This is a genomic window from Pedobacter punctiformis (assembly GCF_027213715.1).
In the GTDB taxonomy this organism is placed as follows: Bacteria; Bacteroidota; Bacteroidia; order Sphingobacteriales; family Sphingobacteriaceae; genus Pedobacter; species Pedobacter punctiformis.
The window spans coordinates 57,239-79,273 of sequence record NZ_JAPWGM010000003.1 but is presented as its reverse complement, the minus strand read 5'-3'; the positions used below and the strand labels follow the sequence as shown (position 1 = coordinate 79,273).

The 22,035-nt window shown below is 35.7% G+C and carries 17 protein-coding genes; 5 read left to right on the top strand and 12 right to left on the bottom strand.

All coding sequences use genetic code 11. The features are described 5' to 3' along the window. Window positions 1-69 precede the first annotated feature (69 nt). The 8 genes from O0955_RS09355 to lpdA all read right to left on the bottom strand — a co-directional run bounded on the left by O0955_RS09355 (window position 70) and on the right by lpdA (window position 9,120). The gene (locus O0955_RS09355) at window positions 70-657 is read right to left on the bottom strand and encodes a hypothetical protein (RefSeq protein WP_269427287.1); all 588 of its coding nucleotides are present in this window, start codon (window positions 655-657) and stop codon (window positions 70-72) included. 488 nt (window positions 658-1,145) lie between these two features. Further along, window positions 1,146-2,594, bottom strand: a complete 1,449-nt coding sequence (gene asnS / locus O0955_RS09350; protein ID WP_269427286.1) for an asparagine--tRNA ligase — start codon at window positions 2,592-2,594, stop codon at window positions 1,146-1,148. A 112-nt stretch (window positions 2,595-2,706) separates the two neighbouring features. Next, window positions 2,707-4,356 carry a M28 family metallopeptidase gene (locus O0955_RS09345; protein WP_269427285.1) on the bottom strand — a complete coding sequence of 550 codons (1,650 nt, stop codon included), beginning with the start codon at window positions 4,354-4,356 and terminating at the stop codon, window positions 2,707-2,709. A 689-nt stretch (window positions 4,357-5,045) separates the two neighbouring features. After that, window positions 5,046-5,573 (bottom strand): ferritin, encoded by a 528-nt coding sequence (locus tag O0955_RS09340; RefSeq protein ID WP_269427284.1) that lies wholly within the window; start codon window positions 5,571-5,573, stop codon window positions 5,046-5,048. A 235-nt stretch (window positions 5,574-5,808) separates the two neighbouring features. Next, window positions 5,809-6,168, bottom strand: a complete 360-nt coding sequence (locus O0955_RS09335; RefSeq protein ID WP_269427283.1) for a hypothetical protein — start codon at window positions 6,166-6,168, stop codon at window positions 5,809-5,811. A 64-nt stretch (window positions 6,169-6,232) separates the two neighbouring features. Beyond that, on the bottom strand, window positions 6,233-6,802 hold the full coding sequence (locus O0955_RS09330; protein WP_269427282.1) for a GNAT family N-acetyltransferase: 570 nt from the start codon (window positions 6,800-6,802) through the stop codon (window positions 6,233-6,235). Then, window positions 6,799-7,641, bottom strand: a complete 843-nt coding sequence (locus tag O0955_RS09325) for an MBL fold metallo-hydrolase (protein WP_269427281.1) — start codon at window positions 7,639-7,641, stop codon at window positions 6,799-6,801. Before O0955_RS09325 ends, O0955_RS09330 begins: the two co-directional genes overlap by 4 nt. Window positions 7,642-7,731: 90 nt before the next feature. Further along, window positions 7,732-9,120 (bottom strand): dihydrolipoyl dehydrogenase, encoded by a 1,389-nt coding sequence (gene lpdA / locus O0955_RS09320; protein ID WP_269427280.1) that lies wholly within the window; start codon window positions 9,118-9,120, stop codon window positions 7,732-7,734. 543 nt (window positions 9,121-9,663) lie between these two features. Between lpdA and O0955_RS09315 the strand changes: the two genes are divergently transcribed. Then, a complete protein-coding gene (locus O0955_RS09315) occupies window positions 9,664-12,996 on the top strand; it encodes a TonB-dependent receptor (RefSeq protein WP_269427279.1) in 3,333 nt (1,110 codons plus the stop codon). Window positions 12,997-13,150: 154 nt separating this feature from the next. Here the strand turns inward: O0955_RS09315 and O0955_RS09310 are convergent, their stop codons facing one another. After that, the gene (locus O0955_RS09310; RefSeq protein ID WP_269427278.1) at window positions 13,151-13,819 is read right to left on the bottom strand and encodes a LytR/AlgR family response regulator transcription factor; all 669 of its coding nucleotides are present in this window, start codon (window positions 13,817-13,819) and stop codon (window positions 13,151-13,153) included. 227 nt (window positions 13,820-14,046) lie between these two features. On the opposite strand from O0955_RS09310, the gene O0955_RS09305 reads away from it, so the two are divergent. The 3 genes from O0955_RS09305 to O0955_RS09295 all read left to right on the top strand — a co-directional run bounded on the left by O0955_RS09305 (window position 14,047) and on the right by O0955_RS09295 (window position 15,300). Beyond that, window positions 14,047-14,271 (top strand): helix-turn-helix domain-containing protein, encoded by a 225-nt coding sequence (locus O0955_RS09305; RefSeq protein WP_269427277.1) that lies wholly within the window; start codon window positions 14,047-14,049, stop codon window positions 14,269-14,271. 288 nt (window positions 14,272-14,559) lie between these two features. Next, window positions 14,560-14,865, top strand: a complete 306-nt coding sequence (locus tag O0955_RS09300; RefSeq protein ID WP_269427276.1) for a hypothetical protein — start codon at window positions 14,560-14,562, stop codon at window positions 14,863-14,865. 102 nt (window positions 14,866-14,967) lie between these two features. Next, window positions 14,968-15,300: a DMT family transporter gene (locus O0955_RS09295; protein ID WP_269427275.1), complete on the top strand. Its 333-nt coding sequence runs from the start codon at window positions 14,968-14,970 to the stop codon at window positions 15,298-15,300. Between the two features lie 210 nt (window positions 15,301-15,510). On the opposite strand, the gene O0955_RS09290 is transcribed toward O0955_RS09295, so the two are convergent. The 3 genes from O0955_RS09290 to O0955_RS09280 form a co-directional block, all read right to left on the bottom strand. Next, complete coding sequence (locus O0955_RS09290; RefSeq protein WP_269427274.1) at window positions 15,511-16,965, bottom strand: aminoacyl-histidine dipeptidase; 1,455 nt, start codon at window positions 16,963-16,965, stop codon at window positions 15,511-15,513. Window positions 16,966-17,136: 171 nt separating this feature from the next. Beyond that, entirely contained in the window at window positions 17,137-18,318 is a 1,182-nt protein-coding gene (locus O0955_RS09285; RefSeq protein ID WP_269427273.1) for an AIR synthase related protein, read from the bottom strand. 412 nt (window positions 18,319-18,730) lie between these two features. Further along, window positions 18,731-20,905: a glutamine synthetase III family protein gene (locus tag O0955_RS09280; protein ID WP_269427272.1), complete on the bottom strand. Its 2,175-nt coding sequence runs from the start codon at window positions 20,903-20,905 to the stop codon at window positions 18,731-18,733. Window positions 20,906-21,108: 203 nt separating this feature from the next. Here O0955_RS09280 and O0955_RS09275 point away from each other — a divergent pair, with 203 nt between their 5' ends. After that, entirely contained in the window at window positions 21,109-21,951 is an 843-nt protein-coding gene (locus O0955_RS09275) for an energy transducer TonB (protein ID WP_269427271.1), read from the top strand. Window positions 21,952-22,035 lie beyond the last annotated feature (84 nt).

Genomic DNA, 22,035 nt, shown 5'->3' with positions numbered 1-22,035 from the left:
ACTGTTGTTATATAAACATTGCAAGCAACAACACTTCTGATTTTTAATCGGGTTTTAGCTAAGGCTCAATTAATGCTGCTTTTCCCAGAAGCCTTTTTCGTCAAGAATTTTTAAATAGCTTTTATATGGTTCGTCAGCATGATAACGTTGATGCAGCTGATCGGTTAGGGCTTCTAAAAAGCTATAGAAAATAGAAAACTCTTCTTTTGAATTGTAAAGCCCGCCCCACTCATTTAGTATCCACTTTAATATTCTTCCATCCTTTGTAGTAATCGAAAATTCCAGGTAAGGAAAATCAACATCTGTTTTTTTGTAATAGTCGAGCTGCGCCCCACCCAATAAACCTATTTCCATTATCGGGACCCGAATATTGTGTATTTCATAAAACAGAATGGAGCCGAAACAGGAACTTTTAAAGCCTTCTTCGTTCAGTGAAATAACTTCTGTCGACTTCCTCGCTGATGTTGTTTTAAACAGCTTGTAAATGGCAATAAACATTAATGGTATGGAGATCAGCAATAGCCAGGAGGGGAAAAGCGGGTCTGAAACGGTAAATAAAATAATGGTTAATGAAATAGTTATTAGCGTGGCGAAAAACCAAAATAGAATAGGTAAGGTTTTTTTGCTGTTATTAAAACGGAAGCGATAAATTTTCATAAATAACTACTTTATAAGCTTAATCTATCTTAGATAGTTCTGCCTAAAAATAACTAATAAAACCATTATATAAAACGGTTGAGAAAAGGGCTGCTTCCGTTCGTTTCCAATAACAGTATAATAAGTAGTAAAGAGCTTTAAAGGTGATTTGGAAATGTACAGTTCAGTGTTAATGGCAGCTGTAGTTCCGCTTTACACTGTATCCCGATGGAAGAAATCGGGATGCCATTTCAATCGGGTTTAAATACAAAGTTTCTGCATATAAAATACAAGCTTTAGTTAAATAAACCTGACCGGCAGCGGTATCCTGATTTTTTCTATCAGGATTTAGCCAAGGGCAGGCCTGCATCAGCCAAAAGCTACTGACATTCGTTTCCAAGAAAAAGGAAATAGATTTCTCTGCAGTACGGAGAATTAGAACGATTGTTATAAAATAAAGAGGGTCGGCTGGAAATACCAACCGACCCTTTTTTGTAAGCTTATATTTTCTAAAACTCTGCGTTTTTAGGAAAACGTGGGAATGCAATTACATCACGAATGTTGGTCATTCCGGTTACAAACAATACTAAACGTTCGAAACCTAAACCAAAACCTGCGTGTGGTGCAGAACCAAATCTGCGGGTATCTAAATACCACCATAATTCGTCTTGTGGAATATTCATATCTTCCATGCGCTTGGTTAAACGATCTAAACGTTCCTCACGCTGAGAACCGCCAATCATTTCGCCAATACCCGGGAATAAAATATCCATCGCAGCAACGGTTTGTCTTCCTTCTGCATCCGGTTCATTTTGGCGCATGTAAAAAGATTTAATATCAGCAGGATAATCCGTTAAGATTACCGGTTTTTTAAAGTGTTTTTCAACTAAATAACGCTCGTGCTCACTCTGTAAATCGGCACCCCACTCATCAATTAAATATTTAAACTGTTTCTTCTGGTTAGGTTTAGAAGATTTTAAAATTTTAATTGCTTCTGTATAAGTTAAACGCTCAAAATCGTTGGCCAGGCAAAAGTCTAACTTCTCTAACAAAGTAAATTCGCTGCGCTCGTTTTGAGGTTTCTGTTTGTCCTCTTCTGCTAAACGTGTATTTAAAAATTCCAGTTCATCTTTGCAGTGGTCTAAAGCATATTTAATTACATACTTCATCATATCTTCTGCAAGCTGCATGTTGTCTTCTAAATCAGCAAAGGCAACCTCAGGCTCAATCATCCAAAACTCAGCCAAATGGCGGGTGGTGTTCGAGTTTTCAGCTCTGAAAGTAGGGCCAAAAGTATAAATCTGCCCGAAAGCCATTGCCGCTAATTCACCTTCCAACTGACCTGAAACGGTTAAGTTTGTTGCACGGGCGAAGAAATCTTCTGAGAAATCTACTTTACCATCAGCAGTACGTGGCGTATTGTCAAAATCTAAAGTGGTTACTTTAAACATTTCACCTGCACCTTCAGCATCACTTGCGGTAATTACAGGGGTGTGCATATATACAAAGCCACGTTCGTTGTAAAACTGGTGGATGGCGAAAGCCAGGGCATGCCTTACCTTAAAAACAGCGTTAAAAGTATTGGTGCGGAAACGCAGGTGTGCAATTTCACGTAAAAACTCTAAGCTGTGTTTTTTAGGTTGTAAGGGGAATTTCTCCGGATCACTATCGCCTAAAATTTCAATGCTGGTGGCTTTAATTTCTACTGTTTGACCTTTTCCTAAAGATTCGATCAGTTTTCCGGTTGCAGAAATTGCGGCTCCGGTTGTTATTCTTTTCAACAGCTCTTCAGGTAAATTATTAAAATCAACTACAACCTGGATATTGCCCATGCAAGAACCATCATTTAAAGCGATAAACTGATTATTACGGAAGGTTCTAACCCATCCCATAACCGTTACTTCTGTGTTGAATGCTGTCGATTTTAATAAATCTTTAATTTGCTGTCTCTTAATCATAATTTTAATTGTAAAAGGCCCAAATTTAGAAAAAATAAATAGTTTTCAGTTGGCAATTTTCAATTCATACTGCAAAATGAAAATTGCCAACTGAAAATTCAGAATTGACCGCCTATTTTGATAAAGATTTATCCCTGACAGCCTTAAACTCCGAACCTTTTTTCCATGCCGGGAAAGTTGTTTCATTACTCAGTTTATACCCAACGTTAAATAAGATGTTGGCAACCTGAGCAATCCCATCTGCATTAAAGGCATCGGTATAACTATCAGAAGGCTGATGATAATTTTTGTCGTTATATATTTTCTTTTGAGCAGCGCCCCATTCTTTTCCATTTTCGTAGCTGTCAATTCCGTTGCCTATATCTACAGCCGGAACGCCAACTTTAGCAAAATTAAAATGGTCAGACCTGTAATAACTTCCTGCACTCGGTCTTTGATCGCCAACGGCATATAATTTATCTTTTTCTATTTCGGCAACAATATAATCTTCCACTTCATTTTGTCCTTTGCCTTTTATCGAAATGTCCTTTGTTTTTCCATAATCGCCCAAAGCATCCATATTTAAATTGGCAACGGTTTTATTTAGCGGGTAAACCGGATTGGAAGCGTAATACTCTGAGCCCAGTAAACCTTGTTCTTCGCCAGTTACCGCTAGAAATATAACGGATCTTTCAGGTTTTTCTTTAGCGTTTTGAAATGCTTTGGCAATGCTTAACATGGTTGCTACACCGCTTGCATTATCTACAGCGCCATTGTAAATAGAATCGCCGTTAATTTTAGGGCCAATGCCAAAATGATCCCAGTGCGCAGTATAAATAATATATTCATCAGGTCTTTTGGTGCCTTTTATAGTTGCAATAACATTTTGCGAAGTATTGTATTTCAATTTATTCTTTAAACCTACGGTTACATTCGCGTTTAAAGAAACAGCCTTGAACTCCTTTTTGCGGGCATAAGCACGGATGTCTCCGGTAATTCCGGCACTGGCCAATAATTTGGTTGCTGCCTCTTCAGTCATCCAGCCTTCCAGTTTACACCTTGAGGCGTGTTTATCTTTTTGCTGTAAATATAACCTTGCACCCGTATTGCTATTGGTAATAACCGACCAGCCATAACTTGCCGCATCTGTTTGATGTACAATGATTACGCCAGCAGCACCTTGTCTGGCTGCCTCTTCAAATTTATAAGTCCAGCGTCCATAATAGGTCATGGTGTCGCCTCTGAAAACGGTTTTATCATCTGATTTAAACCCCGGATCACTAACCAGAACAATAACCGTTTTACCTTTAACATCTAAGTTTTTATAATCGTTCCATTGATATTCAGGAGCTACAATTCCAAAACCTGCAAATACCAATGGCGAATTTTTAAGCTGAACACTATCTTGCTCTCTTCTGCTAAAGGCAACAAAATCTTTGGTTGCTTTTAAAGTGATGTTCGTTTTACCTCCGGTAATTTCCATGTTTTCGGATGGGGTAGAGGTAATTTCAACCATCGGTACTTTTTGGATGTAACTTCCATTATTGCCGGGTGCCATACCCATTTCTTTAAATTGAGCAGACAGGTAGTTCACTGTTCTGGTTTCGCCCTCCGTAAAGGGGCGGCGGCCTTGTAAACTATCATTCGCTAAAACTGCAATGTGGGCTTTAATGGATGCTGAACTAATGGCTTCAGGATTATCTTGTGCTTTTTCTTGTTGGCATGAAGATAAAACAGCGATAGCCAGGAGGACTGGCAGACTGGTAAATAGTTTTTTATTCATATGTAAATCTTATGGTGAAGGCTAAAGGGGTTTAATCAGTACGTACTGATTAAACCCGCATGCGCTTCTGTAAAATTAACGGAATAATTTATGATTACCATAATCAAAATCAGATACTATTGTTGCTGCTGCTACTGCTGACTCTTTTGAAAAAATGTTAATGAAGTTTTGTTAATGATTGCGGTAATTATTTTTATTAATAAACATTTCATCAAACGTGTTGGGATGATTCAAATAGTTTTTTATAAAATATTCTATCATTTCGTTTAATTTTTTGTTTAAAATATGATTTTGAAGTTAAAAATCAATTAATTTTTGATATTTTTTTAATTAAAATTTATTTTTATATAGTTTTTTAGTTTGAATACTTGATTTATTTTTGTGTTTTATTGATTTTTTATGAAATATTTTAAATTTTTATCTAAAAAAAATTGCTTTTTTAATAAATATTTGTATTTTTGTGATGCTCGTTAATTATTATTATATATTTGGTTTAAAAAAAGCGCTGGTAACGGCGCTTTTTTTATAAAAACATCGAAAACGACTTATTCATAATCAACATAAACCAAACCAACCAAAAAAAGCCCCGACAAAATCGGGGCTTTTAATTTTTAAGAGAATTGTGGGATTTAAACAAAAAAAGCTTCCGTTGGAAACCAGGGAAGCTTTTTTGCAATATGTTTTGTTAGTTATTGTTCTGAGTAAGTGATTTTATTAACGTGTTTGTCAATTTCCCATCTGCCTGTACCTTCTTCACCAATTACATCAAATAATTCCAGCGCACGGCGGGCTTTATATTCTTCTTCACGTTGCTCTTTTAAGAACCAGTTTAAGAATTCCATAGTTACGAAGTCTTGTTCTTTATGGCATTTTGCTGCAATGTTTTTAAAGCTTTGTGTAATTGCAATTTCTGCTTCTAAAGCATCTTCAAATACTTCTCTGAATCCGGCAAAATCAGTTTTTATGTTTGATACTTCAGGAGAGATTGCATTTCCGCCCATATCTAAAACATATTTGAATAATTTTAGCTGGTGAATTCTTTCTTCTTCTGATTGCTTTAAAAAGTAATCTGCTGAAAAGTCAAATCCGTTTTGGTCACACCAGGATGACATTGATAAATATAGTGATGAAGAGTGAGCTTCTTTTTTTATCTGCTGATTTAATAATGTTTCAATTTCTTCAGAAATTAAACATTTGATGCGCATTAAGTCTTTCATAATTCCGTGCTTTAATAACCATACAAATGTAACATGTATTTTATGTTTTTGTGTGAATTATTTGCTATATGAAATTAGTCTAAATTGCTGGAATGTAGGTATTTGTAATCAGTTTAAATAAGGCTGGGAAGTGGTATAATGCTATCGTATTGTAGAGGGCAGGCTTATTAAGCTGTAAAATTGATACTCATTACATTTTAAATAACAACGTATTAGGTATTTACTGCAATTTGGATTAATAAACCAGGCGATGAAGGCAATCACTGATCATGTGATTAAGCTTAAACATGGTAAAGGTGCCTTGAAGTAAATCTTTTAAAGCAATAATTTCTAAAGCACTTAAAAGGTAAATGTGTTCGCAACCGTTGAAAGTAACCAATTCGAAATCAGCCTTGTGCGTATTTAAAAGAAGTGCTTCAATATCAATGCTTTCTACGGCATTTTTAAGTTTTTGCAGAGCCAAACAATTGAAGCGGGCAAATTTGCCGCCAAAATCGATATAAAAACAATTAAGCTTATCAGATTGATAAATAGTACCTTGGTTGTTCGAGAAAACGTTGATCAGCTCGTTGATATTGATACAGGCTCTTTCCATTGGGTACAAATGTTGTGATTATTTAGATTAAATACAAATAATCTTAACGAAAAGTGAAATTTATTTAAACGGGCTCTTGATTATTATAAATCATATGGTAATACTGACCTCCAATAAATTGCCTTTCGTTTTCTATTTCGAAACCCATTTTTAAGTACAACCTTAAAGCCCCTTCATTTCCTTTATCAACTAATAATGCTGCTTTTTTGTGACCAAGTTTGGCAGACCATTCTATACCAGCTTTAATTAAAAGTTTACCAATGCCTTTTCCCTGCATATTTTCAGAAACGCTGATAGTGTCCAGGTAAAATTCTCCTGCTTCTGTTTCCGGTTCGGGATTAAAATCTTTCAGACCACAGTTTTTAATCAAGTATTGAAGAAATGGCGCTCGGAGTTCCAAAAGTTTTGCACCATCGTATGCATTTATAGATCCAACAACCTGTCCGTCATTTTCAAAAACTAAAGTATTTTCATAGCTGTATTGGTTGCCCTGCTGACTGAAAAAATACTCGAAAAGAGCAATTGCATCATGTATATTATTAGAATTGGCGAATTTAAAGGCTAAATCGCCCATAGCTTGCACAATTAATAAAGCAACAATCTTACGGTCATCAGGATTTGCCTTACGGATCATGATAGCGCAGCCAGATTAAATGTTTCAGCAACCCGGATTCCTTTTTCTGTTTGCTGTAAAGTACAACATTCATTTACAGAGTCGTGCTCCAGATACAGGATATAATCATTTACAACAGCCTCTTCTAAAAAAGATTTTTTTTCTGTTAGCGTTTTTAATGGAAACATATCGTAAGCCATTACATAGGGCAGGGGTAAATGCCCAACGGATGGTAAAAGATCGGCCATATAAACGATGGTTTTACCTTTGTAATTAATTTTTGGAAGCATCATTGCATCGGTATGGCCATAGGCAAAGCTGATGTTGATGTTGGGTTGCCATTCAAGGTCTTCTTTTTCCTCAACAAATTTAAGCTGACCACTTTCCTGAATGGGCAAAATATTATCTTTTAAAAAGGAAGCTTTTTCTCTGGCATTAGGTTCTACTGCCCATTGCCAGTGTTTTTCGTTACTCCAGTAACTGGCATTTTTAAAAGCAGGGAGCAGTTTTTCTCCTTCACGTTTTATGGCGCCGCCAACGTGGTCAAAATGTAAATGCGTTAAAAATACATCCGTAATATCTGCACTGTTAAATCCCAGCGCAGCCAGTGATTTTTCCATGGTATCATCACCATGCAAATAATAATGGCTGAAAAATTTTTCATTTTGTTTATCCCCAATACCGGTATCCACTAAAATCAATTTATTTCCATCTTCTATTAAAAGACAACGCATAGCCCAGGTGCAAAGGTTATTGCCATCTGCAGGATTTGTTTTTTGCCAGATGGCTTTGGGTACCACGCCAAACATAGCGCCGCCATCTAACTTAAATAAGCCTGTATTTATGGTATGTAATTTCATATCTGATTTTAATAATTGGGTAAAACAAAAATTGGTTAACTGTTATTAAAACAATTAACCAATTTTAAATTAAACGGTTAACCGTTTGTATTATAAATGTATCACTTCTCCGTAAGCATCAGCTGCAGCTTCCATAATGGCTTCGCTCATGGTTGGGTGTGGGTGTACCGCTTTAATCATTTCATGGCCTGTTGTTTCCAGTTTACGGGCAACTACAATTTCAGCAATCATTTCGGTTACATTAGCGCCAATCATGTGTGCGCCTAATAATTCTCCGTATTTAGCATCAAAAATTAATTTTACGAAACCGTCTTTTGCACCGGCAGCGCTAGCTTTACCTGAGGCAGAGAAAGGAAATTTACCAATTTTTAATTCGTAACCCGCGGCTTTGGCAGCTTTTTCTGTATAACCTACTGATGCAATTTCTGGCGTGCAATAGGTACAGCCCGGAATGTTATTATAATCTAAAGGCTCAGCATGCTGACCAGCGATTTTTTCTACACAAATAATACCTTCTGCAGAAGCAACGTGTGCTAAAGCTTGTCCGCCTACAACATCACCGATTGCATAATAACCTTTAACTGAAGTATTGTAGAATTCGTCTGTAACGATTTTACCTTTATCTGTTTTAATACCTACTTCTTCTAAACCAATGTTTTCGATGTTGGCAACAATACCGGCGGCAGACAGAACGATGTCTGCTTCAATAGTTTGCATCCCTGAAGCCGTTTTAACCTGAACTTTGCAGCCAGGACCACTTGTATCAACAGATTCAACACTTGCCGAAGTCATTACATCAATGCCAACTTTTTTAAGGCTGCGTAATAATTGTTTAGAAACATCCTCGTCTTCTACCGGAACTACGTTTTCCATAAACTCAACCACGGTAACCTTGGTTCCCATTGTTGCATAGAAATAAGCAAATTCAACACCAATAGCGCCAGATCCTACCACAACCATACTTTTTGGTAATTCTGGTAAAACCATTGCCTGGCGGTATCCGATAATTTTTTTACCATCTTGTTTTAGATTAGGCAGCTCTCTGGATCGGGCACCTGTAGCAATAATAATATTTTTAGCCGTTAATTCCTGTTGAGAACCATCTGCGCCTTTAACTTCTAATTTGTTGCCTGGTTTAACTTTTCCGGTACCCATGATTACGTCAATTTTATTTTTTTTCATCAAAAACTGAACGCCTTTACTCATTCCATCAGCAACACCACGACTGCGTTTTACTACAGCTGCAAAATTAGCGGTTGCTTCGGCAGTAGTAATGCCATAATCTGCTGCGTGGTTAATATATTCGAAAACCTGAGCACTTTTTAAAAGTGCTTTTGTTGGAATACAGCCCCAGTTTAAACAAATGCCGCCTAAAGATTCACGCTCTACAATTGCAGTTTTTAAACCCAGTTGAGAAGCTCTGATTGCAGCTACGTATCCACCGGGACCGCTGCCTAAAACAATAACATCGTAATTCATATCTATTAAAAGAAATTTGCTTTTTAATTGTTTCGTTATAAAAATTTATAACCTCCGGCCAGGAGCGGGCTCTGATTGATCAGATTTCCCCATCGGTTACTTAAATCAGAACCGAATTATAAAAATCTGGAAATTTTTGGTTTCCAATAATTGCCAAAACTAAAAAAAAAATGTCAATTCGGTTAGAGATTGTTGTCTTTGCCTAAACAAAGAATGTAAAAATTACATTGGGAGAATATTATGCTTTGATTTTAAGAATGGTTGAAAACAGTTTTTAGAATAATTTTACTGTTGACTTAAATTTAATATGTTTTTGCTAACCAAACATCTGCTTTTTTGATAATTATAGAAATGGATTAGCAAGATATTGATAAAGTGAAAGTTATTAGGGGGTTAACGTATGTTAATTGTTGAAAAGTTTTCTCTGGCTTAATAATTATTTAACATTGAATGTTAAATTGTGTTAAAATTTATTAATTACATTTGCAGCGATAAAATCAGTTGATCTTATTCATAAAAAACAAAACATTTAAAAAACAAAGTATGAACAAATCTTTACTTTTAAAATTTGTATTCATTATTGTAGCTTTCGTAGGTTTTTCTTTCGCTGTAAATGCGCAGGTAACCACTTCTTCAATGACTGGTACAATCAAAGACGCAAAGGGAGCTTTGCCAGGTGCCAGTGTTAAAGCTACGCACACCCCTACAGGTACAGTTTATTCTGTATCAACTAACAACGACGGCCGTTTTACTATTGGCGGTATGCGTGTTGGCGGACCTTATACCATTGAAGTTAGTTTCGTTGGTTACAGACCAGAAAAATTAACTGATGTTTCTTTAAAATTAGGTGAGCCTTATCTTTTAAGCGTTGTATTATCTGATAACAGTGCTACTTTAAGTGAGGTAAAAGTTGTTGGACAAAGCACCAACAGTGTGATGAACTCAAGTAGAAATGGTACATCAACAGTAATTGGTAAGCAACAGATTCAAAATTTACCTTCAATTTCACGTAGTGTTAATGATTTAACCCGTTTAACGCCTCAGGCTAGTACATCAACTAACGGTGTTTCTGTTGGTGGTGGTAACTATCGTGCAAATAACTTTACTGTAGATGGTGCTAACTTTAACAACCAGTTTGGTATTGGTGGTAACGTACCTGCAGGTGGTTCACCAATTTCAATTGATGCATTAGAGCAAATCTCCATCAATGTTACGCCTTTTGATGTTCGTCAAACTGGTTTTACTGGTGGTGCAATTAATGCTGTTACCCGTTCAGGAACAAATACTTTCACCGGAAGTGCATTTTATACTATGCGTGGTGAAGATATGCAAGGAAAAAGAATAGGTGATGTTTATAGAATTCCTACTCTTCAAAAATTAGACGAGAAAAATTATGGGGCAAGTTTTGGCGGTCCAATTATAAAAGACAAATTGTTTTTCTTTGTTAACTATGAAAAAAAACATACTATTCAGCCTGGCACAACTAAAATTGCTGCAACCCCATCTCAACCATTTGGTAGTTTGTCGACCGTAGCTAAACCAACAGCTGTCTTTTTAGATGAAGTTAAATCAACGTTACTTTCTAAGTATGGGTATGATCCCGGTGTGTATCAGGGATACTCAAATATTAGTGATAACGAAAAAATGTTTGCCCGTTTAGATTGGAACATTACTAAAGATCACCGTTTCAGTATACGTTATAATCAAGTTGAAAGTCAAACACCATTAACAGTGAGTACTTCAACTACGGGATCAGGCATTACTTTTGGTTCTAATAGTCATAGAGGAACGATTAATGCATTACCATTCTCTAATTCTAATTATTATCAGGCAGCGAATTTATATTCTGCCGTAGCTGAATTAACTTCATCATTTGGAAGCAAAGTAACTAATGTTGCTCGTGCTACTTATTCGCATCAAAACGATCCAAGAACATCAGATAGTTCTCCATTTCCATTAGTTGATATTTTAGATGGCGGTAATACTGCTACTACATTTGGTTACGAGCCATTTACATATGGTAACTTAAGAGATGTTAAAGGTTACACTTATAGTGATGATTTAAGTTTAGCTTTAGGAAAACACAACATTACATTAGGTTTACAGGCTGAATTTAGTACTACCAAAAATGGTTTCCAACGTTTTGGTACTGGTTATTATGTGTTTAATTCATGGTCTGATTTTGTTAACAATCAAAAACCAGCGAATTATGCTGTAACCTATTCTTTAAATCCTGATGGTTCTCAAGCTTATCCTAGCTTTAAATTTAATCAGTACTCTGCTTATTTACAAGATGAATTTACGGTTTCTGATCGTTTGAAGTTAACTGCAGGATTAAGAGTTGAACAAGCAAGTTATCCTGATGTAACTGAAGTTAAAACCCATCCTCTTGTTGCTAATTTATCTTTTGCTGGTCAAAAGGTAGATACTGGCGTTTTACCTGAGAACAGAATCTCTTACTCACCACGTTTTGGTTTTAACTGGAATGTATTTGGAGATCGTTCATTCCAGGTACGAGGTGGTACAGGTATCTTTACGGGTCGTATCCCATTTGTATGGATTGTATCTCAATCAGGAGATGCAGGTTTGTTACAGTTTACTCAAACTTATTCTGGGCAAGCTAATACTCCATTTTTCAATCCAAGTATTGCACCTAACTTAGTGGGAGCTAAGGGAACAGCTGGTTCTTCTATTCCTAGTAGTATAAGTGTTATGTCTCCAACCTTGAAATTACCACAAACGTGGAAATCAAGTATTGCATTTGATGTAAAATTACCTTGGGGTATAGTTGGAACATTAGAAGGTATTTATGGTAGAGACTTAAATGTTGCTGTAGCTAAAAATATTAACTTAATTGAACCAACTGCTTTAAATATTTCTGGATATGGTGATAATAGACCAATGTATCCAAACAGTGCTTTTGGCAGACAAAACGTTTCTTTAACTGCCGCTGGTCAAGTTGCAACTACTGCTGCTGCAACAAGTACGTCAGGTTTCAACGTGATTCAGATGTCAAATGCTAAAGGTGGCTACAACTGGCAAGCTACTGCTCAATTAACCAAGCAGTTCTCTAATGGCTTAGCTGCAATGATTGCTTATACCAGATCTGATCAACGTAATTACGGTGATGGAGGAGGTGATCAGTTGTTAAACTTATGGTCAATTCCACAAACTTCTGGTAATCCAAATACTCCAACTTTAAGTTATTCAAGTAATTTAAACCCGGATCGTGTTATTGCTAATATTTCTTATAAAAAAGAATACCTTAAAAATTTAGCTACTTCATTCTCTTTATTTTATGAAGGATCTCAACAAGGAAGATTCTCTTATACTTATGGTTCAGATTTTAACCGTGATGGACAATCAGGTAATGATTTAATTTATATCCCTAAAGATGCATCTGACATTACTTTCGTAGCTGTTCCTGCTGGAACCACTGGTTACGGCAGAGCTTTTACCGTTCAGGAGCAAAGTGAAGCTTTTGAAGCTTATATCGCTCAGGATAAATATTTAAGCCAACACAGAGGCGAGTATGCAAAACGTAATGCTGGAACATCTCCTTGGAGAAATCAGTTTGACTTTAGACTTACTCAAGAAGTTTTCAGAAACTACGGTAAGACTAAAAACTCTTTCCAGTTTACAGTTGATATTTTTAACGTAGGTAATTTATTAAACCGCAAATGGGGTAATGTAAACTTTGTGAACAACACAGCAATTTTAGTTCCCACAAATGCTTCAGCAGTTAATAATACAACAAAACCAACATTTAGATTAGCAGCAAGTAATAATGATCTTGTAAGAAGTACTTTTGGTACATCTCAAACAATTTTATCTACTTACTATATGCAATTTGGTGCTCGTTATATCTTTAACTAGTATTGCTTAATAGTTTAAAAACCCCCGAATGAAAATTCGGGGGTTTTTTTGTAATTAACCTTTTGTGTTTTTAACTATCAAATCTGAATTTACTTTACAAACTCATCAATCAAAAACGAAACCGATTTTGACATTACAAGATAAATAATGGCCATTAAATCAGTTTTTTATAAACACTTTTTAAAGTTATAGTTGTTCCATTTTCTAATTTCATCTCGTTACCAGAGATATTTGTAATGTAATTCAGGTTAACCAGATATGAATCGTGAACTTGTAAGAAACGCAAATCGTTTTTGAGCTCTTTTAGTGCCTCGCTGAAATCAACATGGGCAATGATATTTTTTGTTTGCGTAACAATCAGTATAGCGTCTCCTTCATTCTGAATTAGTAAGATGTGAGCCTTAATTACACGGTCAAAATTACCTTTCTTCTCCCGCTCAATAAATAAATTATCATCTGATTTTACTTTGTAAGTACGGGTAAGCTTATAAATAATTTGGGTAAATTTAAAATTATCTATTGGTTTAACTAAGTATTGGGTATCATTTTTTAAGGTATATGTTAAGCCGGAAGTTGTAAAAATAATAACCTGTACCTGATTTCCTAACCTTTCCTGAAATTCTAATTCCGAATGCCCAGGCACCTCAATATTTATAAAAAGAAGGTGAATAGGAATATCTTTATTGATTTCCGAGAAAGCCTTTTCTGGATTATTATATGTTTTAACTAAGGATAATAGGGGATGGAACTTAATTAAAGTTGCTAAGTCTTTAACAGAATCCTGATCCCTGTCTATGATTGCACATCGTAATTTAATATTCATAATTACGCGTATAATGGAGTTTGAAAGCTCATAAAATTAAATAATATTGTGAGTAATACTGATATAAATACGGTTTTTGTATGTTTAATGCATTTTTTCAAACAAAAGTATTAATACCTTAATTTGTAATGTAAATATACAAAATAATTTAAATAGCGGTCTTATGTGACCGCAGATTTTTTAGATAATCTAAACACCTTGCTTAACTCAATAGTTAAGTAAGAGAAATGGTTGGAAAAGACTATACAAGTATTCAAAAGCAATTTGGAGATAACCTTCAAAAAATAAGGCATAATAAAGGATTAAGCCTTAGGGCACTTGCTGCAAATTGTGAAATTGACGATAGCAAAATTTCTAAAATTGAGAATGGAAAATTTAATATTAAACTCTCTACAATAATCGAATTAGCCAAAGGTTTGGAAGTGAAACCTGCTGATTTACTTGATTTCTAAGACTCAACCCGTATTAAAAAAAATACTTTTTTCCTTTTTTTTCCTTTTTTATACTAAATTAGCATATCGGATTCGGCTTTAACCGTTCTCGTTTATTGAAAAATAATTTCATTCCTCTTGATAATCATTCCCATAGGCTTGTATGTACTGCAAGACCTGTACTTCATTAATCATCCCGAAATGGTTTAATAAGTATTTAAATCTGAAAATAATGGATTACTAAGTTAGCATCTTAACAGGTAATAACTTTTAAATCATTGTTTTTTGGGTTTGGTTAAAAGCTAAGTAATGAAAAAAATTTTAGTGATGTGCGCAATATTATGTATGCACAATTTGGCATTTGGACAAAAGGTTTTTCAATCTGGAAATTATGGAAAACAAAAGCAAAAAAGCTATTTAGAACTCGAAGGTGTTTTAAAGGATAAGTATAAGAATAAAGGCTTTTACTGGTTTAATGTGCAGCGTAAAGATGACGTATGTATTGTTAATATTGTGGATACTGCTCTTTTTAATAAAACAACCATTAATACTCCGGTAACTTTAAAAGAATGCTTCGAGTTGGATAGTAACCAGTGGAAAAAGAAATTGAATTAACGCTAATGGCTATTGTTTTAAATCTGCCATAATCATAATTATTTTCATTACTTCCTTATTCAAACCGTTAATTTTAGGGCATAAAACCTATCCCTGAAAATCATGAAAAATTACCTGTTTCTGGCCTTTGCAATCTTATTTGAAATTCTTGGAACAACAGCATTGAAATATTCGGAACAGTTTACCCGATTAACTTTTAGTATCGTGACTGTTTTGGCCTATGCCGCTGCATTTTATTTTTTAAGCCTGACCTTAAAAACCATTCCTGTAGGAATAGCCTATGCAATCTGGTCGGGTGTTGGGATTTTGTTAATTACACTGATTGGCATACTTGCTTTTAAACAAACACCAGATTTACCTGCCATTATAGGCTTGATTTTAATTATTGCAGGTGTTGTTATTATTAATCTGTTTTCTAAAACAGCTTCACACTGATTGTTTTATAGCCATTTCCTTCCAGTAAATTATTAATTAATAAAAACGATGTGATACCAAGGTGTAATAATAATATAGCATTGATTTAAAAAAGTCCAGTTTATCAAAAGTTTTATCTTCTATACAGTCTTGCATGAATAGGAGTATCTGGTATGAATAAGAAATAAGAATAAAAAGCCTGCCCGAATTAAAACCGGGCAAGCCAATGATTTACTTTACTGGTATTTCACGGAGAATGTGAAGCAGGTAGTTGTAAAATTTATCAACGGATGAAATGTTTACCCGTTCATCCGGCGAATGTGCGCCACGAATGGTGGGACCAAAGGAAATCATATCCATATCTGGAAAATAAGAACCTAAAATGCCACATTCCAAACCAGCATGACAAGCACCTACGTGTGGTGTATGCTCGAAATGATCGGGATATAATTTTAACATCAGTTTTAAAATGGCCGAATCTGCATCCGGTTTCCAGCCTGGATAATCTCCATTTTGAACAATTTCGCAACCTATATTTTCGAAAGCAGATTTAACGGCAGTCGCAACATCTTCTTTAGTACTTTCCACACTGCTGCGTTGAAGTGACTGAGTGATAAATGTACCTTCCTTAATGCTTACCTTGGCCAAGTTAGTCGAGGCTTCCACCAGGTTTTCTATATCCGGGCTCATTCTGAAAACACCATTTGGTACAGTATATATGGCTCTTAAAATTTGCCAAAAATAAGCTGGTTCTACCATGAACGAAGGCGTTTCTACTTCAACAGCCTCTACAATAAGTCCTTTTTCTACAGTTTTATATTCTTCCTTTAAAATAGCCGTTAATTTTTCGAAGAACTTTAAAAAAGCTTCCTTTTCAACTTCTTGAAATGTAATGGTGGCTATAGATTCTCTTGGGATAGCATTACGTAAGCTGCCTCCATCTAAACTGGAAAGCTGAATATTAACAGATTGTTTAGCTTTATAAAGCAAACGGTTCATTAATTTATTTGCATTTGCCCTGCCACGATGAATATCCATACCGGAGTGGCCACCCATTAAACCTTTAATTTTGATCTGGAAGGCTATTGAACCTTTTTCAACCGGAACTTCTTTATACTGTGCTTTGGTATTGGTATCTAAGCCGCCTGCGCAACCAATGGTTAATTCATCTTCTTCTTCAGTATCAAGGTTTAAAAGAATTTTTCCACTAAAATTAGCCGGGTCTAATTGCTTTGCACCGGTCATACCTGTTTCTTCATCAATGGTAAACATGGCTTCAATGGCAGGGTGCTGAATATCTTTTGAAGCAAGTACCGACATAATTGCGGCTACACCAATACCATTATCTGCCCCAAGGGTGGTGCCTTTTGCTTTTACCCATTCGCCATCCACGTACATATCAATACCTTGAGTTTCGAAATCAAAAACAGTATCGCTATTTTTTTGGTGTACCATATCCAGGTGTGATTGCAGTACAACCGTTTGACGGTTTTCCATTCCTGTGGTAGCCGGTTTTTTGATCACTACATTTCCAATGGAATCCTTAATCGTTTCGAGGCCTAAACTTTTGCCATAATTTAATATAAACTCAATAACACGCTCTTCTTTTTTAGATGCCCGTGGTACAGCATTTAGGCTGGCAAAATTTTCCCATAAAATGGCCGGGGATAAATCTTTTAATTCCATTTAGTATTGATTAAATTTAATTGTTAAGGTATTTTAAAATGTAAAGTTACTATTTACCTGAACGGATATTGTGGGATTTTGAATCTTTTTAAAAGGAATTCCTGAAAGATTTTAAACAAAAAAAGTGGTTAAATTATTTAACCACTTTTAATATTTTGTCGAAATTTTATTCTAATTGTATACAAAAGTTCCTTTTTCACTTTCAATGGTTACCTGTTTTTGGCTCCCTTTTTCTACACGCCCGATAACCTGAGCATCAATGTTAAAGCTTTTAGAAATTTGGATAATGCTATCTGCAATTTCATGTGGAACATATAATTCCATCCGGTGGCCCATGTTAAACACTTTGTACATTTCTTTCCAGTCTGTACCCGATTCTTCCTGAATTAATTTAAACAGGGCTGGAACTGGAAACAAATTATCTTTAATTACATGGATATCATCATTAACAAAGTGTAATACCTTGGTTTGTGCACCTCCACTGCAGTGTACAATGCCATCGATTTGGTTGCGGTGCTGATCTAATATTTTTTTAATCACCGGCGCATACGTACGGGTAGGAGATAAAACCAGTTTGCCAGCCGTAATTTTACCAAAACCTTCAACTTCAATTTCGTCTGTTAATTTCTTTTTGCCTGAAAATACCAAATCAAAAGGAACAGCAGGGTCGAAACTTTCCGGGTAAGCATTTGCAACCGACTTATCAAATACATCATGGCGGGCAGATGTTAAACCATTTGAACCCATGCCTCCGTTATATTCAGTTTCGTAAGTAGCCTGACCATAGGACGCTAAAGCAACAATTACATTGCCTGGTTTAATATTATCATTACTAATAATATCTTCACGTTTTAAACGACAGGTTACGGTAGAATCAACAATAATCGTTCTTACTAAATCGCCTACATCAGCAGTTTCTCCACCGGTAGAGTAAATTGAGATGCCTTGTTCGCGTAAATCAGCTAAAATTTCTTCGGTTCCGTTAATTACTGCAGCAATAACTTCGCCTGGAATTAAATTTTTATTACGGCCAATAGTAGATGACAATAGAATGTTATCGGTAGCGCCAACACAAATTAAATCGTCAAGATTCATAATGATTGCATCCTGAGCAATTCCTTTCCAAATCGAAATATCTCCGGTTTCTTTCCAGTAAACGTAGGCTAATGATGATTTTGTGCCTGCTCCATCGGCGTGCATGATGTTGCAGTAGTTTTCATCGCCTCCTAAGATATCCGGAACGATTTTGCAGAATGCTTTCGGGAATATTCCTTTATCTATATTTTTGATGGCATTATGCACATCTTCTTTTGAGGCAGAAACCCCACGCTGATTGTACCTGTTATCACTCATTTGCTGCAAAGATAGGGTTTTAAGGTAAAAGGGCGAAAGGTAAATGGTAAAAGGTGCAGGGTAAATCGGAATCTGTTTTCTAATTGCTTCGATGGAGAGAAAATATAGATTTTATGATAAAATCTTCATAGGTGACAAGCACTAATGATTGTAATTTAAACCCGATTTTACGAATGCCAATTTTTCTATTGGCAGCAGGGAAAGCGGGACAGAAGAAACCGACTGGCAATGAAACAGCTTTCCAAATAAAATAAATATAAGTTTGAGATTCTTCGTTCCTCAGGAATGACAAGATGAGAAATCGCTTTCTTGAAAAATGCTGAGTTTGAGATTTTCCATCACTCACAGAATGACAAAAATAAAAAGGCGTAGAGCAAACCCTACGCCTTAAACCTTTTAGCTTATACCATTCTTATTTCAAGAATAATAATTCTCTGAATTTTGGTAAAGGCCAAACGCTGTCGTCAACAATTTGCTCTAATTTATCAACGTTGTAACGGATGGTATCGAAATAAGATTTAACTTTCTCATCGTAGGCAATCGCTTTTTCGCGTGTATCTTCGATTTTGTTGGTTACTTTACGTTCTTCTAACATGGCATCGATATTGGTTTTAACAATATTTAAATGCTCTGCTAACTTGTTAACGATATCTAAAGAAACTTTACTGTCAACACCAATTTCTTTTAAACCTTTAACGTTTTCGATTAAAGTATTTTGGTAAGCAATAGCAGCAGGAATAATGGCTGTGTTTGTTACCTCGCCCATTACACGTGCTTCGATCTGTAGTTTTTTGTAGAAATTCTCCAGCATGATTTCATGACGGGCATGGATTTCACGTTTGCTGTAGATATTGGTTGAAGCAAATAATTCAGCCGATTTTTCAGATAAATAAGCATCTAAAGCTTTAGGTGTAGTTTTGATGTTTGATAAACCGCGTGTTGCAGCTTCATCTTCCCACTCCTGGCTGTAACCATTACCTTCAAAACGAATCGCTTTAGATTCTTTGATGTATTTTTTAATTACCGTTAATAAAGCGATATCTTTTTTATCACCTTTCTTGATTAATTTATCAACTTCAGCTTTGAATTTAACCAATTGCTCAGCCATGATTGCGTTTAAGATCGTCATTGGAGCAGAAGAGTTTGCAGATGAACCTACCGCTCTTAACTCAAATTTATTACCTGTAAATGCAAATGGAGAAGTACGGTTACGGTCAGTATTATCCAGTAAAATTTGTGGAATTTTAGGAATACCTAACCAAAGTGCGTTATCTTCTTTAATTTTTTTGCTGATGCGTGAGTGCTCAATTTCGTCTAAAACATCATTTAACTGAGAACCTAAAAAGATAGAGATAATTGCAGGTGGCGCTTCGTTTGCTCCTAAACGGTGATCGTTGCTTACGGATGCAATACTTGCACGTAATAAATCTGCATGCTCACTTACCGCTTTAATGGTATTTACAAAGAAAGCAAGGAACATTAAGTTATTTTTAGGCGTTTTACCTGGTGCCAGTAAGTTTTTACCGGTATCAGTAATTAACGACCAGTTGTTGTGTTTACCTGATCCGTTGATACCTGCATATGGTTTTTCGTGTAATAAAACACGGAAATGGTGACGACGGGCAACTTTTTCCATCAAATCCATCAATAATTGATTGTGATCGATGGCTAAGTTGATTTCTTCATAAATAGGTGCACACTCAAATTGAGATGGAGCAACTTCATTGTGACGGGTTTTTAAAGGAATACCTAATTTAAGGGCTTCGTTTTCAAAATCTACCATGTAACTGAATACACGTTCCGGAATAGAACCGAAATAGTGATCTTCTAATTGTTGTCCTTTAGCAGACATGTGTCCGAATAAAGTACGGCCGGTTAAAGCTAAGTCCGGGCGTGCATTAAATAATGACTCATCAACTAAGAAATACTCTTGCTCAATACCTAATGATGCATTTACTTTAGTAATGCTTTTATCGAAATATTGGCAAACATCAACAGCCGCTTTATCCAATACAGCTAATGCTTTTAATAAAGGAGCTTTATAATCTAAGGCTTCGCCTGTATAAGATACAAAAACAGTTGGGATACAAAGCGTTTTACCTGCTTTGCTTTCCATAATGAAGGCTGGAGAAGAAGGATCCCATGCAGTATAACCACGGGCTTCGAAAGTATTACGAATACCGCCGTTAGGGAAGCTTGAAGCATCAGGTTCTTGCTGAACTAAAGCACTGCCTGAGAATTTTTCGATTGCACCATCGCCGCTTGGCTCAAAAAATGAATCGTGTTTTTCTGCTGTAGTACCGGTTAATGGCTGGAACCAGTGCGTGTAATGGGTTGCGCCGGCGCTCATTGCCCAAGCTTTCATAGCTGTAGCAATCTGATTAGCGTCGTCAGAATTGATTAATTCACCTTGATTGATCGATGAAATTAATTTTTCATACACGTCTTTAGATAAGAAATCTCTCATTTTTCTCTTATCAAATACATTAGAGCCAAAAAAGTCAGAAATTTTTGCCGCTGGTGATTTAACTTCTGGTGAAATTCTGTTTTGAGCCTCTTTTAATGCGATGGTTCTTAAGCTTTTCATTAATTTATTAAGTTTTTTGTCAAAAATAGTATATTTTATTAATTTTTGTAAGGTTTTTTATTAAAAAACATCAATTTTATTGAAAATGAAATAAAAAAATGTTTTTCAGATGAAAAATTTCATTTTTTGTAAAGAATATAGATTTTTTTAAAGTTTTATGGAATTGATGATTTTTCTACATCATGGTATAAAACTTAAATACTATGTTCAATTCATCTTTTAACGTATACAAAACCGAGTGGCTCGATCTTGTATTTTCAAACAGAAACAAAAGTTATGGTGCTTACGAATTGAGATCTAACTCTTCGAAAATCATGACGAAGTCTTTAATCGTTGCAGGTAGTCTTTTTATGCTGCTTTTCTTTTCGCCAATGGTTTATAATAAACTTTTTCCAAAAATGGTTGAACCGGCTTATGTTGCAAGAGTGGTTGACCTTTCTAATGTGATCCATGATAATATTAAGAAAGAAGAACCTAAAAAAGAGGAATTGAAAAAAGCAGAACCAGAACAGCAAAAGGTTAAAACGGTAAAAATGGTTTCGAATATTGTGGTGACCAGTGATCCGGTTGTAACGGACCCGCCAACGATGAAAGAATTGGAAGGTGCTGTGGTGAGCAATGTTACGCATGATGGCGATATTAAACCTAACCTGGTGATTACAGATACAAAAGAAAAAGGTGATGGCAATGGGACAGGTAAGATAGAAGGGACGGCTGATAATGGCATTACAGATATTAGTGGGGTAGATGAATACCCTGAATTTGCCGGTGGAATGAATGCCTGGGCAAAATACATTCAGCGTAATTTAAGGTACCCAAGTCAGGCACAGGAAGATGGTATCCAGGGAAAAGTATTTATCAGTTTCGTAGTTGAAAAAGATGGATCGATAACCGATGTTAAAGTGGTGAAAGGGATCGGCTATGGTTGTGATGAAGAAGCTGCAAAAGTGATTAAGAAATCTCCGTTATGGAAACCGGGGAAAAATGCAGGTGTGCCGGTAAGGGTTCGTTATAATTTGCCGATAAACTTTACCATTTCTAACTAAATATTCAATTAGCGCTCGGTGTAGGGGGGATGTTTGAGAGTTCGGGGAAACCCGAACTTTTTTATACCTATATAATCAGGTATG